The organism is Parapedobacter sp., from assembly GCF_053550995.1.
Map to the genome: position 1 here is coordinate 14,114 of NZ_JBMQOC010000126.1, position 15,438 is coordinate 29,551.

The 15,438-nt window shown below is 51.2% G+C and carries 16 protein-coding genes; 14 read left to right on the plus strand and 2 right to left on the minus strand.

From position 1 onward, the window contains the following. Positions 1–3: 3 nt before the first annotated feature. Together ACO1NT_RS17355 and ACO1NT_RS17360 are read left to right on the plus strand one after the other, a co-directional pair. Positions 4–984 (plus strand): sugar phosphate isomerase/epimerase family protein, encoded by a 981-nt coding sequence (locus ACO1NT_RS17355; protein ID WP_449050004.1) that lies wholly within the window; start codon positions 4–6, stop codon positions 982–984. 80 nt (positions 985–1,064) lie between these two features. Continuing rightward, positions 1,065–2,471 (plus strand): sulfatase family protein, encoded by a 1,407-nt coding sequence (locus ACO1NT_RS17360; protein WP_449050005.1) that lies wholly within the window; start codon positions 1,065–1,067, stop codon positions 2,469–2,471. Here ACO1NT_RS17360 and ACO1NT_RS17365 read toward each other — a convergent pair. Continuing rightward, positions 2,415–3,599, minus strand: a complete 1,185-nt coding sequence (locus ACO1NT_RS17365) for a glycosyltransferase family 4 protein (RefSeq protein WP_449050006.1) — start codon at positions 3,597–3,599, stop codon at positions 2,415–2,417. The genes ACO1NT_RS17360 and ACO1NT_RS17365 overlap by 57 nt on opposite strands. 95 nt (positions 3,600–3,694) lie before the next feature. Here ACO1NT_RS17365 and ACO1NT_RS17370 point away from each other — a divergent pair, with 95 nt between their 5' ends. Further along, positions 3,695–4,045 carry a hypothetical protein gene (locus ACO1NT_RS17370; protein WP_449050007.1) on the plus strand — a complete coding sequence of 117 codons (351 nt, stop codon included), beginning with the start codon at positions 3,695–3,697 and terminating at the stop codon, positions 4,043–4,045. A 33-nt stretch (positions 4,046–4,078) separates the two neighbouring features. Here the strand turns inward: ACO1NT_RS17370 and ACO1NT_RS17375 are convergent, their stop codons facing one another. Beyond that, positions 4,079–4,846 carry a DeoR/GlpR family DNA-binding transcription regulator gene (locus tag ACO1NT_RS17375; protein WP_449050008.1) on the minus strand — a complete coding sequence of 256 codons (768 nt, stop codon included), beginning with the start codon at positions 4,844–4,846 and terminating at the stop codon, positions 4,079–4,081. Positions 4,847–5,196: 350 nt separating this feature from the next. Between ACO1NT_RS17375 and ACO1NT_RS17380 the strand changes: the two genes are divergently transcribed. The 11 genes from ACO1NT_RS17380 to ACO1NT_RS17430 all read left to right on the plus strand — a co-directional run bounded on the left by ACO1NT_RS17380 (position 5,197) and on the right by ACO1NT_RS17430 (position 15,436). Beyond that, the gene (locus ACO1NT_RS17380; RefSeq protein ID WP_449050009.1) at positions 5,197–6,474 is read left to right on the plus strand and encodes an MFS transporter; all 1,278 of its coding nucleotides are present in this window, start codon (positions 5,197–5,199) and stop codon (positions 6,472–6,474) included. Positions 6,475–6,513: 39 nt separating this feature from the next. Beyond that, on the plus strand, positions 6,514–7,518 hold the full coding sequence (locus ACO1NT_RS17385; protein ID WP_449050010.1) for a 2-hydroxyacid dehydrogenase: 1,005 nt from the start codon (positions 6,514–6,516) through the stop codon (positions 7,516–7,518). Between the two features lie 10 nt (positions 7,519–7,528). Further along, positions 7,529–8,446 (plus strand): glycerophosphodiester phosphodiesterase family protein, encoded by a 918-nt coding sequence (locus ACO1NT_RS17390; protein ID WP_326324883.1) that lies wholly within the window; start codon positions 7,529–7,531, stop codon positions 8,444–8,446. Between the two features lie 5 nt (positions 8,447–8,451). Further along, positions 8,452–9,900, plus strand: coding sequence for an FGGY-family carbohydrate kinase (locus tag ACO1NT_RS17395; protein ID WP_449050011.1), 1,449 nt, complete (start codon positions 8,452–8,454; stop codon positions 9,898–9,900). A gap of 2 nt (positions 9,901–9,902) precedes the next feature. Further along, positions 9,903–11,333: an FGGY-family carbohydrate kinase gene (locus ACO1NT_RS17400; RefSeq protein WP_449050012.1), complete on the plus strand. Its 1,431-nt coding sequence runs from the start codon at positions 9,903–9,905 to the stop codon at positions 11,331–11,333. Position 11,334: 1 nt separating this feature from the next. Further along, positions 11,335–11,931, plus strand: coding sequence for a histidine phosphatase family protein (locus ACO1NT_RS17405; RefSeq protein ID WP_449050013.1), 597 nt, complete (start codon positions 11,335–11,337; stop codon positions 11,929–11,931). Positions 11,932–12,006: 75 nt separating this feature from the next. After that, positions 12,007–13,338 (plus strand): DEAD/DEAH box helicase, encoded by a 1,332-nt coding sequence (locus tag ACO1NT_RS17410; protein ID WP_449050014.1) that lies wholly within the window; start codon positions 12,007–12,009, stop codon positions 13,336–13,338. Continuing rightward, positions 13,335–13,583, plus strand: a complete 249-nt coding sequence (locus ACO1NT_RS17415) for a hypothetical protein (RefSeq protein ID WP_449050015.1) — start codon at positions 13,335–13,337, stop codon at positions 13,581–13,583. Before ACO1NT_RS17410 ends, ACO1NT_RS17415 begins: the two co-directional genes overlap by 4 nt. 19 nt (positions 13,584–13,602) lie before the next feature. Next, positions 13,603–13,953 carry a gliding motility protein GldC gene (gene gldC, locus ACO1NT_RS17420; protein ID WP_449050016.1) on the plus strand — a complete coding sequence of 117 codons (351 nt, stop codon included), beginning with the start codon at positions 13,603–13,605 and terminating at the stop codon, positions 13,951–13,953. Positions 13,954–13,989: 36 nt separating this feature from the next. After that, complete coding sequence (locus ACO1NT_RS17425) at positions 13,990–14,409, plus strand: EVE domain-containing protein (RefSeq protein ID WP_449050017.1); 420 nt, start codon at positions 13,990–13,992, stop codon at positions 14,407–14,409. Between the two features lie 28 nt (positions 14,410–14,437). Next, on the plus strand, positions 14,438–15,436 hold the full coding sequence (locus tag ACO1NT_RS17430) for a 3-keto-disaccharide hydrolase (protein WP_449050018.1): 999 nt from the start codon (positions 14,438–14,440) through the stop codon (positions 15,434–15,436). The last annotated feature ends 2 nt before the right edge of the window (positions 15,437–15,438 follow it).

Genomic DNA, 15,438 nt, shown 5'->3' on the forward strand with positions numbered 1-15,438 from the left:
GCAATGAAAACACAAGAAAAAATATCGATATCACGCCGCCGATTCCTGGCGTCCACTTCGGCCCTGGCCATCGGGACGGCGATGGCGTCCCCCGTTTGGGGCATGCCTGCCTATATACGAGACCTCGGCAAACCCAACTCCATCTTTAGGGGGGTGCAGGTCGGCGTAATCACCTATTCTTTCCGGTCGATGCCGAGTACTGCGGAAGATTTACTCCGTTATTGCATAGATGCGAATGTAAGCGCCGTGGAACTGATGGGGCCAGCTGCCGAAGCATTCGCCGGTGCACCCGAAGCACCTGCCAGGACAGGCAACGAGGAGGCCGACAAAGCTGCGCGGGCGGAGTATTTCCAAACACTGGCCAATTGGCGGGCAAATGTGCCGATGAACCGGTTTAAGCAGCTCCGGAAGTTGTATGAAAGGGCCGGCGTGAGTATCTACGGTTATAAACCGAGCGCACTGGGGGCGAACAATACCGATGCTGAGATCGATTATGCGTTCCGTGCCGCAAAAGCGTTGGGGGCCAACCAGGCGAACGTAGAGTTTCCGAATGATCCGGTGCATACCCAACGGTTGGGCCGTATTGCTGCGCGGAATAAGGTGTATGTCGGCTACCATGGGCATACCCAACAAACTTTCGATATGTGGGATGGGTCCATCGCACAATCGCCCTACAATGCCATCAACTTCGATATGGGACACTACGTGGCGGCAGGTTTTGAGGCCATTCCGTTTATAGAGGCTAAGCATCAGCACATCGTGAGCATGCACACGAAAGACAGAAAATCGAAAGCTAATGGCGGCGCAAACCTGCCATGGGGCGAGGGTGATACTCCGATTGCCGAAGCACTGCAGCTGATGGCGGACCATAAGTATAAGTTTCCTGCAACGATTGAATTGGAGTATCCCGTACCGGACGGTTCGGATGCCGTGAAAGAAGTAGCAAAATGCGTTGAATTCGCTCGCAAGGCATTGAATGCCTAATGGTAATTAATCGCGGTTTCCGCCGGATATACATAATCATAATCTAGTGGTAGGCTGGAATGATATCAAACATAGACGTAGTGAAATCAACGAACCTTCTGAAATTGCTGTTAGTCGTTTTGGTGATGTTGGGCGGGGCCAGTTGTATAGGTCGTCGCTCGGATGATGCAAAGGAACGCCCCAACATTATTTTTATCCTGACCGATGACCACCGTTGGGACGCGTTGGGATGCATGGGAAACGCCGTCATTCGGACGCCTAATCTCGACAAGTTGGCCCGAGGGGGCTATATATTCCACCACGCGTATGTCACCACCTCGATCTGTGCGGTGAGTCGAGCAAGTATACTTGCCGGGCAATACATGGCCAAACATGGTATCGACGATTTCGGTACCGATTTTTCACCCCAAGCGTTTGAACAAACCTATCCGATGGTATTGAAACGCAACGGATACCGTGTGGGGTTTATCGGAAAATTCGGTGTGGGGAAGCACCCACCGGCGACCCGATTTGATTTTTGGTCGTGCACGGAAGAAGGGCAGCCACCTTATATTTATCACGATGCTCACGGTGCTCCGGTACATCATACCGATAGCATAGGCCGCGATATCGCCCGGTTTCTGGCCACGCAGGATACTGTCACGCAACCTTTTTGCCTTTCGGTGAGCTTCAAAGCACCGCACGAACTGGATGGACGGCCACCTAAGTATGTTGTACAAGAGGAGTTTGCCGATTGGTACAACGACACAGCGGTGCCCGTGCCCGAATCGGCGAAGCCGCAATACTGGGATAGCCTGCCCGCATTTTTTAAGGCACCCGAAAGCATCGCGCGATATCGGTGGGAGACATTCTTTTCAAACCCCGAAACCTATCAGGAGTCAGTGAAAGACTATTACCGCTTGATTTCGGGCATGGATGCAGAGGTGGGGAAGTTGATGGTTCAATTGCGCGACCATGGGCTCGACGAGAATACGGTGATTATTTTCATGGGCGACAATGGGTTTTACTTGGGTGAACACGGGCTGGAAGGCAAATGGTTTGCCCACGAAGAATCGATCCGCGTGCCTTTGATCATCTACGATCCGCGGCAGTCTACCGCAAATCCGGGGCGTATGTTGGAGCAGATTGCTCTGAATATCGATATCGCACCGACCATCCTTTCGTTGGCGGGTATTAGCACCGATAGCATTCCGATGGCTATGCAGGGGATGGACCTCACCCAAACAATTAACAGTGGCACACCCACGCGCGAACAGTTTTATTATGAGCATCGTTTTTACGGCTCACCCCAAATCCCGGTGTCGGAAGCGGTTGTTTCGGTAGACTACAAATACATAAGGTATCCCGAACATCAGTATGAAGAATTTTTCGATCTCTCAGCAGATCGCCGCGAAGTCCACAACCAGCTGGCAAATGACCGTTATGCAGATTTAGTGGCGTCGTTCCGGCGCACTTTTGTCGATCTGAAGGCGCAAGCTAGCCATTAAGTCGATGAGTTCTTTCTTGTTTTGCGCAGCCGTATAATGCTGTAGGTATTCTTCTCGTGCGTGGCGACCCATCTGTTCCCTATACAACTTGTCTGTACGTAGCCATTCGACAACTTTTTCGCGCAAGGCGGCGGAATCATTCGGGGTAAACCGCCAGCCGTTCTTGCCTTCGTGTACCAAGCTTTGCATGGCGCCGAGGTCGCTGGCAATGACGGGAGTCCCAGCCGCGAAAGCCTCAATCAATGTCATCGGCAACCCCTCGTACCAAATGGATGGGAAGACCAGTGCAGAACATTCGGCGATTTGCTGATCGACCTCGGAACGCGCCAAATTACCGAGATAAGTGATGTTTGGCGACGTCTCGGCGATTTCCACTACGTGGTCTTTCAGCGGGCCATCGCCCGCAATCCGTAGCGGATGTTCGGTGCCGGCAAAAGCTTCCAATAGGGTGTGTATACCTTTTTCTTCGGTAAGGCGGCCGACGAAGAGAAAATGAGGGCCTCGTAGCCTAGCGATCCCCATACTGTCTGCAGAAAAATTAGGTTTGGTTACGAATTTTTCTGCAGCTATACCCAGCGAAGAGTTTATGAACAGTTGCCTGGCAAAATCAGTCAATGTGATGTATCGGTCAACCCTGTGCCATGTGCCTATCTTGCGGTGAACCCAGTTGGTAACGGCTAGCCACCCTGTTTTCAACACGGATTGGCTATGCACACCTCTCTTCACCGCCTCCCAAGGGAAGTTTGCCCGCAGACTGGCCGTAAAGACCTCACCTTGATAGTATAATGTTGCCGACGGACACAGTAAGCGGTAATTATGAAGCGTCATCACTACGGGTATCTTCCTGCTTTTAGCGATGCGTATCGCGATGGGGCCAATGGCATAATGCAGGTTATGGATATGGACAATATCCGGTTGATACTGCTGGATGGCCCGTTTCACACGTATACCTGCCCATATATTCCATGGTGACCAGAATGTCTGCCATACACCGTACCAGCCCTTCCGATTAGTAAAAGTAAGCGAGAAAACCTCTTCCGTTGTGGCGAGCAGGGCTTTTTCCTGCTCGAAAACCACATCTTCGCCGCCGGGATGCTGATAATAGTTATGGATGACAAGTATGCGCATGGTGCGGTGTGAATGGCAAAGCTACGAAATGTATTTACAAAAAAAATCCTACCTTTAGGGCACCATCATATGGTTGTCAAACGGAACCCTTACCTATGGAAAGAAAATGCATGGACTGTGGTGAGCCCGTCATCGGGCGTGCCGACAAGAAGTTTTGTGACGATGCTTGCCGCGCCAATTACAACAACAGGCGCAATAGCGGTGAAAATGGCTACCTCCGCAAGGTAAATAACATCCTCAAACGAAATAGAAAAATCTTGGCGACACTTAGTCCACGTGGTAGCCGAAAGGTAAAATGGCGTGAGTTGGTCAACGAAGGGTTCAATTTCAACTACATCACGGATATGAATGAGACAGTGGAGGGTGCCCAGTACCGGTTCTGTTATGAATATGGATACGTTTTGCTAGAGGGTGACCAAGTGCTGGTGGTGCGTCGGCATGAGTGAATTTGTCAGGGCTAGCAAGGTTACCACGGAGTTTTATTGGGCAACGATGACTTTCAACCCTTGTTCCTCTAATTCTTTCACAAGTGTTTCGGGGACGTCGGCATCGGTTATGATGTATTGTACTTGGTCAAGCTCGCATATTTTGCCGATACCACGTTTGCCAAATTTGGAACTGTCCGCCAATACCACCACCACTTGCGATGCATTGATCATTTTCTGGTTGATATTAGCCTCGGTGAGGTTGCTTATTGAAAACCCGAAATCGAGGTCGATTCCATCCACACCGATGAACAATACGCCACACGATACCCGATCGAGCATGTACTCGGCATAAGAACCCGCTACCGACGATGAATTGGTACGGATAATGCCACCTAATTGCAGTACCTCCACGTTCGGGCGATTGCAAAGTTCCATCGTAATCTTAACGGCGGGTGTGATAACGGTGAGGGGGGTGGCGGGTTGCAACTGGCGAGCTAATTCGAAGGCCGTTGTCCCCGACCCGATAATGACCGCATCGTTTTGCCCAATGAGTTTAACGGCTGCCCGCGCGATTTTTTTCTTCTGCGCGGCGTTGATGGTTTCCTTTTCGATAATAGGGCGGTCTATGGTATAGGGATTGGTCAACGATGCGCCACCACGTGTGATAAAGATAAGTCCTTTGTCTTCCAGGAATTTAAGGTCTTTCCGGATGGTAACGCCAGACACCCGCGTTTGGTCGATCAACTCGGGGATTGTGATTTGTCCCTTGTCCTTGAGCCGCTCTAAAATAAACTGGTGTCGTTTAGTGATGTTCTTCATGTTGACTTATCCTTAAATTCAAAAACGAACGTTTCCCCTTGCAATGTTAACTGATTTTATGGATATATGAAACCAAGATGTAAATTAAATTGACCTCAAAGAGCAATTATTATTTACATCGAACGCTTATCAGTCAACCTGCACCTCGACCATAAAAGTCTGAAAGCAAGGGGTGGGGCAGGTGAAGTGGGGGGTGGGCAGAAGTAAGGTGATATGGCGATAGGGTTCCAAAATGATTCTCTGAAGATGTTTAAAAAAATTAAATAACATTAATTATTATTTATAATTTATTGTAATTTCTTATATTTAGCCGATTTTAATGAAGTTATTACTAATCAGTTCAAACTTTTATGACAACCACCAACACTGAAAAGCCCGATTTCTTTTCGAAGTCCGGCTTGCCTAAGCCGCTCGCTTGGGGCTATCTCGGCATTATCATCTTTATGATGGGCGATGGTGTGGAACAAGGATGGTTAAGCCCTTACTTGATCGAACATGGGCTTTCTATGCAGCAATCCGCCTTATTGTTCACTGTATACGGGATTACCATCGCCATTTCATCATGGTTTTCGGGTGTATTGGCCGAGGGGTACGGGCCTAGAAAGGCCATGTTTCTGGGGTTGTTGTTATACATTATCGGAACCATTGGATTCGTTGGTCTTGGGATGCAAAACCTGGATTACCCCGTGATGCTGATTACGTATGCCATCCGAGGGTTTGCTTATCCGTTGTTTGCGTATTCATTTCTAGTGTGGATTACGTACCGCACACCGCAAAGTAAGTTGGGCCGTGCCGTCGGCTGGTTCTGGTTTGTATTTACCGGTGGACTCAATGTATTCGGGGCTTACTATTCCAGCTGGGCCATCGACGCGTTGGGTTACCATAACACGCTATGGAGTTCGATCTTCTGGGTTCTGGTAGGTGCTTTTTTCGCACTGGTTTTGAATAAAGATAAGTTCGTGCCGGTTGGCGATGCTGGTTCGAAGGCGAAGGAATTGCTTAAGGGCCTAACGATCGTTAAAGAGGAGCCCAAAGTGCTTATCGGCGGTTTGGTGCGCGTTATTAATACCACCGCACAGTTTGCCTTCCCCGTGTTCCTGCCCATCTATATGGCCACCCACGGATTCAGTACCATAGAATGGTTGCAGATATGGGGCACCATCTTTACGAGTAATATTGCATTCAACCTCATCTTCGGTTTTGTGGGCGATCGGCTGGGTTGGCAGCATACCATCATGTGGTTTGGCGGCGTAGGGTGTGGCCTCACGACCTTGCTTTTCTTCTACTCGCCGGTGTGGTTCGGTGGCGATTACTGGGCGGTGATGGCTTGCGGTGTGCTTTGGGGTGGGTTGCTGGCGGGCTATGTTCCCCTTTCGGCCCTTGTGCCTTCGTTGGTTAAAAAAGACAAGGGAGCCGCAATGGCTATCCTAAACCTTGGCGCAGGTCTCCCGGTTTTCGTGGGCCCTGCCATCGTAGGGGTATTGATTGGCATAATCGGCGACGAAGGGGTGATTTGGGTGTTGGCGGGCCTATACTTCCTCAGTGCCGTACTTACCAAATTTATCACTTTGCCCAAACCTGCAGCGGATGATTTGGAGCCCACGATGCCGGCCGTTGAAAATAAGTGACGTAGAAACGAAAAACGATCATACATTTAACATTCTGTAATGAGGATATTGGTTACAGCGCCTTACCACGAGAAGGGCAGGGAAGAGTTGGCACAGCTATTCGGAGAAATTATTTATAAGCCATGGAAAGTCCACGGACACGGTTATCGACCAGACGAGCTCATCGATTTACTGCGCGAGTCGGAAGCGGACGCACTGATTACGGAACATGATGAAGTAACGGCGGCGGTGATCCAGGCCTGCCCTACGTTAGCGTTTATCGGCGTATGCCGCGGTACCCCCTCCAATGTGGCGGTGGATGTGGCCACTCAAAAAGGGATACCCGTATTTAATACACCGGCACGTAATGCACAGGCAGTAGCCGAGCTGTTCATTGCCAACGCCATTACTTTTTTACGGAAAACACTGAACAGCATCCAATGGCTTGAAAGGGGCGCATGGGGAGAGGGGGCACACACGGCATACCTGCAATTCAAAGGCAATGAACTGGCGGGCAAACAAGTGGGGATGGTCGGTTTCGGTGCGGTGGGCCAAACCATTGCTCAGATACTGAAGACATTTCCCTGCGAGATTACGTATTTCGACCCTTTCTACACCGCTGAAGATCCCTTATATAAAAAGCAGTCGCTGGAAGAACTTTTCCGTACCAGTGATGTCGTGGCGATACACCTGCCGGTTACGGCCGAGACGCGGGGCATGATCGATGCTGAACTCTTGGCGTTGATGAAAGCAGATGCAATATTTGTTAATACCGCGCGTGCCGTGGTGGTCGATCGCGATGCGTTGTTGGAAGTCATCGAGAATGGGCGGATTCGTGGGGCAATATTGGACGTGTTTTACAACGAACCGCCCGATGAAAAGGACTATCGCCTCATTAGACACCCCAATGTGTTGGCCACTCCGCATATTGCAGGAGCAACGCACGAAGTGGAAGATCATCACGTGGATATCATGAATGGCGTGTTGAGGGATTTTTTTAAACAGGATAAAAAGGACATCAAACAGTTCGTTAATAGGGAGGGCTTAACAGCGAATTTAAAGTGAAAGGATGAGCATGAAATCAACCAATCGTCTGTTGCGGAATCTGCTACTCGTTGCCGTATGCTGCTTAGGGTACGGCCAAGTGGCCACTGGGCAGCCCTCGATGGAAGTCTTTGCGCACCGGGGGTTTAGAGGCCTGCATCCCGAAAGTACGATTCAAGGGATGAAGAAAACGCTGTACCATGGAGCGGTCTTGGAGTTTGACCTAGCCATCAGCAGGGATAAAAAGGTAATGGTAACCCATGACGCGGTGATGAACCGAAAAATCGTCAGGAAGTCAGACGGAACTCCTATTGCGAGAGGTGAGAAGCATGTGCTCTACCAAATGGATTACGCCGATATCCGTATGTTCGACATCGGTATGAAGCCAAATCCTGATTTCCCCGAGCAGGAAAGATACCCGGCCTACATCCCACTGCTGGGCGAGTTGGTCGACTCGGTAGAGACGTATGCCGCCGAACAGGGGTTGCCGGTACCGCGTTACTTCATCGAAACAAAACTGAATCCGAAAAATGACGGAATGAACCACCCAGGTCCTGAAGAGTTTGTAGACCTGATGATGCAGGTTGTGGAGGCCAAAGGTATCCGCGATCGGATCATCGTGCAGTCTTTTGACCCGCGGACACTACAAGTGCTGCGCCGAAAGTTCCCGGACATCGAACTGGCTTTTCTGGCCAAGTCCAAAACCACATTGGAAAGCAACTTGGAGTGGCTCGGTTTCACGCCCGACTTTTACTCCATTAACTCGGCTTACATCGATGCTGCACTGGTGGCTGCGTGCAAGGCGATAGGTACCGAGCTCATCATCGGTAATTGCAACGACTATAACGAAATCAAGAGACTTTCGGCGATGGGCGTGCATCGGGTAATCTCCGATTTCCCGATAACGTCCTTAGCCGCGAAAGGACAAATCCATAATAACGGAAGATGAACAATATGACACCATCAAAAAAAGCCTATTTAGTTGTCGATGTCGGCACTGGGAACGTACGTACCGCTGTTGTCGGCACAACCGGCGGGATACAGGCGTTGCATCGCGAAAACGTAACGTATATAAAAGATGCAGATTATCCGGATTCCATTTATTTTGATCCGACACAGCTGTGGAAACAGATTAAGCGACTTGCTGCACAGACGCTTGCTGAAGCCGGTCCGGTGCAGATCGAGGCAATTACTGCGACAAGTCAACGTGAAGGGGTGGTGGTGCTGGATAAGGAAGGGCAGCCCGTCATCGGCATGTCTAACCACGACAACCGTGGGCGGGAATGGGAAGCGTTGGTAAAAGACAAGAACCGCATGTATGCCTTGACCGGCAGATATCCGACCGCATTGTTTTCGGCGCTGAAGCTGGTGGGACTGCGCGAACGTAAAACAGCGCTCTGGAGTGGGGTTGCCACATTTACCAGCATCAGCGATTGGGTGCAGTTTCAGTTTTCGGGCGTATTGGGCTACGAACACTCCCAAGCATCGGAGACCCTATTGTATGATATAAATGCGAAAGACTGGTCTTCGGAACTTTGTGATGTTTTTGGCCTGCCGACGTCCCTCTTGCCTCCGTTGAAGTCGTCGGGTGATGTGCTGGCTACCATTCGGGCCGATGTGGCCGAGGAACTGGATATCGCTGCCGGTGCTGTGGTCGTGGTAGGGGGCGCCGATACGCAGTTGGCGGTGCACAGCACGAAGCCCGACCGCGATGATGTTGTTATCGTATCGGGTACGACGACGCCCATTATCAAGATCGTTGATCGGTACGTTACCGATGGACAGCAGCGTACCTGGACCGGCCGTCATATCGATACGGGTAGTTTCATGCTAGAAGCCAATGCCGGAGTAACCGGGTTGAACTACCAGCGTCTCAAGGAAATTTTCTATCCCAATGAAGACTATGAAGTCATTGAGCAGGAACTTGATGAAACGTCATATTCGCAATGCGTAGCTTCTTTGGGCTCATTGGTGGCCGACGAAGATACGCCCCTTACCAAAGGCGGCTTTATCTTCAATGCACCCGTATCGCACCAACTAACCCGTGGCGGTTTCGTGTTTGCCATCCTGTGGGACATCGCATGCAGTATTTATGAAAATTATAAGGTGCTGGACAATGTGTCCGCACACAACCGCGATTACATCTGGGCGTGCGGTGGTGGTGTGCAGAGCCGGAAGCTCCGCCAGTTCATCGCCAATCTCACCAATAAAAAAATCCGGATATGCAATACCTACAGACAGTCCTCCGTGTTGGGTGGTGCGTTCATCTGCGCCGAGGCAACCGGCCAGCAGGGTGCCGTGCCCGAATTGCAGGATGAAGTAATACCGCAAGACCGCGACCGGTTCATGGAGCTGTATGCCGAATGGAAGCGTGCACGGCATACATTTAGCCAAATCAGCTAGAAATGCAGCAGTGTTTTATCGGCATCGACGTGGGTACGCAAGGTGTGCGTGCGTCGCTGGTCACGGAAACAGGGGAAGTGCTGGGGGAAGCCTCGCGCAAGTTTACCCTTACCTCCGATTCGCGCATGGAGCAGTCGCCGGCCGACTGGTGGCACAGCACACTTGAGGTGATGGATGAACTGCATGCGGGGCGGGCACACGGTGATGCCTACCAGGTGGTTGCCGTTGGCGTAGACTCTACGTCGGGTACCGTCATTCCGCTTGACCGCGCGAACCGTCCGCTGCATTCGGCCATCATGTACAGCGATCCGCGTTCAGCGGAGGTTGGGCGCCGCGTCAAAGCCCTGGCCGAGCGCCACGTGCCCGCTGGTTATACCGGATTCAACGCATCAAGCGGGCTGTCCAAAATGGTTTGGTTTGTCGAAACGTATCCCGAAAAGGCAGCGGAAATTCATAAATGGATCCATGCATCGGACTACATCACCGGCATGCTGTGCGGTCGGTTTGACGTAACCGATTATACCAACGCGCTGAAGTCGGGCTATGATGTGGCGGCGTTCCGATGGCCCGAATACCTCACGGCCGAGCTACCGTTGCAGCGCGAGTGGCTCCAAGAAGTGGTTCCTTCCGGAACGCCCATTGGTCATTTGCACGAGGAACTGGCCGTGCGTTGGGGAATGCCCCAAGCGCAGGTGGTGGCAGGCATGACCGATGGCTGTGCGTCGCAGGTAGCATCGGGCGCAGTACGACCGGGCGAATGGAATACGACCATCGGTACCACGCTGGTCATCAAAGGAGTGACTAATGAGGCGGTGCATGATCCAGAGGGTCGATTATATAGTCACCGTCACCCCGATGGATACTGGATGCCGGGCGGCGCTAGTAATACGGGAGCCGATTGGGTGGCTACCGACTTCGGTACGGATTTGCAGCAATTGGATAAAGCAGCGGCAGGTCTCATTCCCACCGGGCTGCTCGCCTGGCCGTTGAAACAGACCGGTGAGCGGTTTCCCTTCATTGCACCGGATGCCAAAGGGTTTATGCCCGCAGGGGTGTCACTTGCACAAGGCTTTGCAGCGGGTATGGAGGGAGTCGCTTTCATCGAGCGCATGGCGTACGAACTGATTGAACAGCTTTCGGGTGAACGCGTCCATGCGGTCTATACGGCCGGCGGTGGCAGCAACAGCGACACCTGGCTCCGCATTCGGACCAACGTGTTGGGCCGACCCATATACAAGTGCCGCGACGCAAATGGTGCCGTGGGTGCAGCAATAGGCGCGGCCTCGAGAACCCGTTTTGGTTCGGTAGCTGAGGCCGCCCGATCAATGACGGTTGTTGACCGTGAAGTCATCCCCGAACCTGCGCTGGTCGGTCGATATGAGACAGATTACGGGAATTTTGTGGTTGAAATGAAAAAGAAAGGATATTGCTGATATGTTGGATGTATACCTCCTCCGCCATGGAGAAACGACGTTTAATGCGGATGGCAACCGTTACTGTGGCCGTACCGATGCCAAACTCACAGAAAAAGGCATTGCGCAAGCCCTGCGGGTGGCCGAGAAGTTGGAGGGTGTCAACATCGATGCCGTGTATACTTCACCCCTTGAGCGTGCGTACCGCACGGCCGAGATCGCGTGCGGCGGCCGGCAGCTTATCGTTCGCGAGCCGCGGCTGATTGAGCTCGATTTCGGTACATGGGAAGGGAAAACAAGGGGCGAATTCGTCGCCGAAGACCCTGCGTTGTGGGAAGCGTGGAACAATGATCCCGCCGTAGCACCTGCCGGCGGAACCGGTGACACCGCCTTGCAAGTGGTACAGCGGGTAGATGATTTCTTTGCGGAAATGCAGCGGCACCACGACGGCCAGACCATCATTGTGGTGGCCCATAATGGCGTGAATCGGCTGTACCTCGCCTATAAACTGGGGATGCATCTACGCAACTACAGAAGCATTGTGCAGGAAAACTCCGCCATTACTTTGATCCGCTTCGGCGGCGATGAACCGTTCGCGTTGCTAAAATTAAATGCATAAGACACCGACATTACGCCGACGAAGGGATCGGTTCGATGAAGGTGTAATCCATTACGCTTTTATTATCTTTGCCGCATGGAGCGGAAAACCTTTGCCGATTTCAAGTTCAACAGGCAGATCCTGAGTGCTATCGAGGAGGCGGGGTATATTGACCCTACGCCGATTCAACAAAAAGCGATTCCACCGGTCCTGGCAGGGCAGGATATAATGGGTATAGCCCAAACCGGTACTGGAAAGACGGCCGCTTTTGTGCTGCCGTTATTGATGAAATTGAAATATGCACAGGGTGACGACCCTAGGGCGCTTATCCTCTCGCCAACCCGCGAGCTGGCCATGCAGATTGAAGCACATATCCAGCTCCTTGCCAAGTTCACCGATTTGCGAACTACGGTTTTATATGGTGGATTGGGACCAAAGATGCAGATCGCCGAATTGGAAAAGGGAGTTGACATCGTAGTAGCTACACCGGGACGGTTTCTGGAGCTATACCTTGCCGGGCACATCATCACCAAATCCCTCAAAATGCTTGTCATAGACGAAGCTGATAAAATGATGGATATGGGGTTCATCGGAAAGCTACACCGCATATTGGAAGTGGTGCCCCGTAAACGCCAGAACTTGCTTTTTTCGGCAACGATGGGCGAATTGGTACACAAGATAGCCGGTGATTTCCTCAAGTTTCCGGCTATCGTAGAGGTTACCGAACAAGCTACGCCCGCGCAGACAGTAAGTCAAACACGCTACGATGTTCCCAACCTGAAAACGAAGATTAATCTGTTGCAGCATTTGCTTAAGGACGACGAAGCGGTACACCGCCTCATCGTTTTCTGCAAAACCAAAGCGGTCGCCGATAACGTGTTCCACTTTTTGGAACGTAAATACGGGCCGGACAATGTGCGCGTAATCCATGCAAATAAAGGACAGAACACGCGGATAAATTCCATCAACGCATTTAAAGAAGGAAGTGTGCGGATTTTGGTGGCAACCGACGTGGCAGCCCGCGGTTTGGATGTCAGCAACGTGAGCCACGTCATCAATTTTGACGTACCCATTGTTATCGAAGATTATGTCCATCGAATCGGTCGCACTGGCCGGGCATACCAAACCGGCGATGCCATTACGTTCTGTAATCCGGCTGAGGAATATTATATCCATAAAATCGAGCAATTGATCCGCCAACCGATACCGGTTTCCGCCATTCCCCAGGATGTATTTATCGAAAAGACGGGTTTCGAGGAACGGCAGGCAATCGCACGTGAGATCGACGCCCAGAAGCGGAAGGAGCATCCGGAATTCCAAGGAGCTTTTCATGAGAAGAAGGCGAGCAACCAACGAACGGCGAAACGCCAGCGGGACGAAAAGGGCAATCGCAATCGCAAATCCACGCAAAGTAAACGACGGCGATGAAGCGATTACGGATCACGCCATTGAACATTGCGTCCGCACTGGTATTGGCCGGATTGCTATGGCAGGTGATGGATAACGCGATCGGAGTGGTTACAATTGGGTGGTTTTTGTTACTTTTGTTGATCATGGTTGTCGCAGATCAGTTTTTCAGGCTGATGCTCCGCAGCCTCAAACGAGTATGGATTGCGGAGGGGGCATTTTTGGTATTCGTAGCATTGGTCGTATGGCTATTGAGGCTATGGTAGTAGTTTATTGAGAAAGGAAATGAAGAAAGCAGAAATAAAACTGACAGTGACGCTGGATGAAAACAACGTGCCGGATGATATCATGTGGGAATCGTCGGATGGCGAGAATAAGGAAGCTTTGCCGGCGAAGGCGTTGTTTTTGGCGTTGTGGGATCACCATTACAAAAACTCCATGCGTATAGACCTGTGGACGAAAGATATGCCGTTGGATGAGATGAAGCGCTTTTTTTACGAAACGCTGCAAACCCTCGGCGACACGTTTATCCGCGCTGCGGGGGAAGACCCCGTTGCCAAAGCCGTTATCGGTGACCTGCGGGATTACTGTGATCACTTCGCCGAAAAGATGGAAGTACCCCAAAAGCAGAACTAACTTGCAAAAAGCAAATAGCAAAAAAGCAGCAAAGCAATGAACTACTTTTTAGTGAAATCGGAGCCATTCAAATACAGCTGGCAGCAATTCCTCGCCGACAAGCAGACATTTTGGGATGGCGTTCGCAATTACCAAGCCCGTAATAATTTGCAGGCCATGAAAAAGGGCGATCTGGTGTTGTTCTACCACAGCAATGAGGGGAAAGAGGTAGTTGGGATAGCAAAAGTGGTGACAGAGGCGTACCAAGACCCCACCACAACGGATGAACGCTGGGTGGTAGTGGATTTGGCTCCGGTGGAGACCTTGAATAAGCCGGTTACGCTCGAGATCGTTAAAGCGGATCCGCAACTTCAGGATGTAGCGTTGGTGCGGCAGGGGCGGCTTTCGGTCATGCCGCTCAAACGTGAGGAATTCGACCGTATCGTTGCGCTGGGCAGCGGAAATTCCGTAGATTAGTCACTTGGAAATTTTAACCTTATCAATAATGAAGAAATATGCAGTATACAGCCCGTTCATGTGCTTGGTGATGGCCGGGATAATTTCGTGCAACAATGGAACCTCCATGCAGAAACAAGAAGAAGAAATACACAACGCGGCAACCCAGGTTGTGCCCGAAGAGGCCGAAGGGTTGATTGGATGTTGGGACCTTACGGTAGATAAAGACGGCAAAGAAGTACCCTCGTGGTTGGAAGTCAAATTATCGGGCTTTGATGTGCTGGTTGGTCATTTCGTAGCCGATGCAGGCAGCAGCCGTCCCGTTTCGCACATCACACTCCAAGACGGCGTGTTCTCCTTCCAAATTCCACCACAGTGGGAAGGAGGTGGAGGTCTATTCACGATTGAAGGGCGTTTGGTCGGTGATGGTATCGAGGGTACGATCACGACCAATAAAGGAAATACATTCAACTTTACAGGCGTTAAAGCTCCATACCTTGTTCGCACGGGCGAAATCGCGTGGGGCGACCCTATCGATCTCTTCAATGGTAAGGATTTGACCGGATGGAAGACGTCGGGCGAAAACAGCCAGTGGGTAGTGGAAGATGGAATACTGATCAATAAAGAATCCGGTGCCAACCTGATCAGTGAACAGAAATTTGAAGATTTTAAACTAGTTGCGGAATTCCGTTATAAGGAAGGAGCCAACTCAGGCATTTACCTGCGGGGGCGGTACGAAGTACAGATTGAAGACTCGCCCAAAGACAGGCATCCCGGCTCCCTGTATTTTGGCGGCGTATATGGCTTCCTCTCACCCAGTGACATGGCAACCTTAGGCCCAAATGAGTGGAATAAATATGAAATCACGCTACGTGGACGTATGGTAACGGTTGTGGCCAATGGCAAAACGATTATCAACAACCAGGAAATCCCCGGCATTACAGGCGGTGCGCTTGACAGCCATGAAGGCGAGCCGGGTCCGATTTATATACAGGGAGACCATACAGGCGTGGAGTTCCGGAAAATCACGGTAATCCCAGCGAAGTAAGA